This window comes from Actinoplanes sp. NPDC026670, from assembly GCF_040638175.1.
Taxonomy (GTDB): Bacteria; Actinomycetota; Actinomycetes; order Mycobacteriales; family Micromonosporaceae; genus Actinoplanes.
Genome location: NZ_JBEZXU010000185.1, coordinates 1 through 1424 on the forward strand (window position 1 = coordinate 1; position 1424 = coordinate 1424).

The 1424-nt window shown below is 72.2% G+C and carries 2 pseudogenes; both read right to left on the reverse strand.

The annotated features are described in order from the left end of the window. A pseudogene (locus AB0E94_RS52945) lies at positions 1–674 on the reverse strand (hypothetical protein); the annotation flags it as partial. A gap of 106 nt (positions 675–780) precedes the next feature. After that, positions 781–1424 (reverse strand): annotated as a pseudogene (locus tag AB0E94_RS52950) (hypothetical protein); the annotation flags it as partial.

A 1424-nucleotide genomic window follows, 5' to 3' on the forward strand; every position in this document is an offset into this window, starting at 1 on the left:
CCGGTCGGCTTCCCACCGCCGCCGGGGGTCGTCCCGCCCTTGGGGGCCTTCGGGGTCTTCCCGGCACCAGGGGTCTTGCCGCCTCCGCCCGGGGTCTTGTCACGGCCGAACGGCCACCAGCTCCCGGACTTGGCGCCGGTCGGCTTCCCACCGCCGCCGGGAGTCGTCCCGCCTCCCTTGGGGGTCTTCCCACCAGGGGTTTTGCCGCCCCCAGCCGGGGTCTTGCTGCGGCCAAACGGCCACCAGCCGTCTCCCTTGCCCCGGCCGTTGGGCGACTTGCCGGGCCGGTCGCCCCGTCCTCCGGCACCGTCCCTGCCCGAGCGGTCCTTGCCGGTCTTGCTCCGGCGGGTGTACTTGCGCCAGGCCAGCCAGCCAGCGCCGGCCAGCACCGCGACCACGATCAGCCCGGCACCCAGCAGCAGCGCCATCAGCGGCGACACCATCCACATCGCCACCACCACGGCGGCGACGATCGACACCACCACCAGCGCCACCACCAGGCCCACCGACGCCGGCGACGTCTCCGCCAACTCCTGCGGCTTGACCTTGTCGTCTTTGCCCTGCTCCACCAGCTGCTGCTGCTCAGTCAGCACCGACAGGTCCGGCGCCGGCAGCGTCGTCTCGGTCGCCTCACCCTCGATCGTCGGGGCCACGGCCATCGTCTCCGTCTGCATCGCGTTACCTCCCATCAAGCGTTTTGGCTGCTCACGCCCCACGGTTATGAGCTGTTATGAGGCGCTGCACGGGCCGACCCGACCCGAAGACCGGGTCGGCCCCCGGTCACGCGACGCGACCGCTGGTGAGTTCGAGAACCTGGTCGACGATTTCCGCCGGTACGGCGTTGAGGACCCGGCTGATCGTGCGCTCGGAGATGCCGGTGATTTCCTTCAGCGCGGTCTGGGTGGCGTTCCGGTTTTCCGCCCGGGCGGCCAGGATGAGCGCCACCGTTTCCGGTCGGACCTTGTCCACCTCGGGCAGGTTGGCCGGCAACTGAGCCGGAACCGACGCGAGAGTTTTCCGGGACACCGACCGCCCGATTTCCGGCTGCCGAGCCGAGCCCGTTTCCGCCTTCTCCTGTGCCCTGGCGAGGGCCCGGCGGGTGCGCTCCAGCTCGTTGACGAGCCCCTCGCGGGCCTCGGTGATCGCCTGGCTCTCCTGCTCGGCGCGAGCCCGCGCGACCGCCTGACTCTCCGCGAAGCGGTGCGCCTGGTCGAGCTGCGCCCGCAGCGCCCGCACCGTCTCGTCCAGCTCGGCGGCTCGGTCCTGGGCGGCTTGGCTGGTGTAGCGGGCCTCCGCCAGGGCCTGCTGGAAGTCGCGTTCGGCCTGCTCAGCGGCCTCGGTGAGCACCCGCACCTGCTCGGTGGTGGCCTGCTCGCACAGGGCCCGCGCGGTCGCGGCGCGGTCTGCGGTGTCGCGGGCCTCGG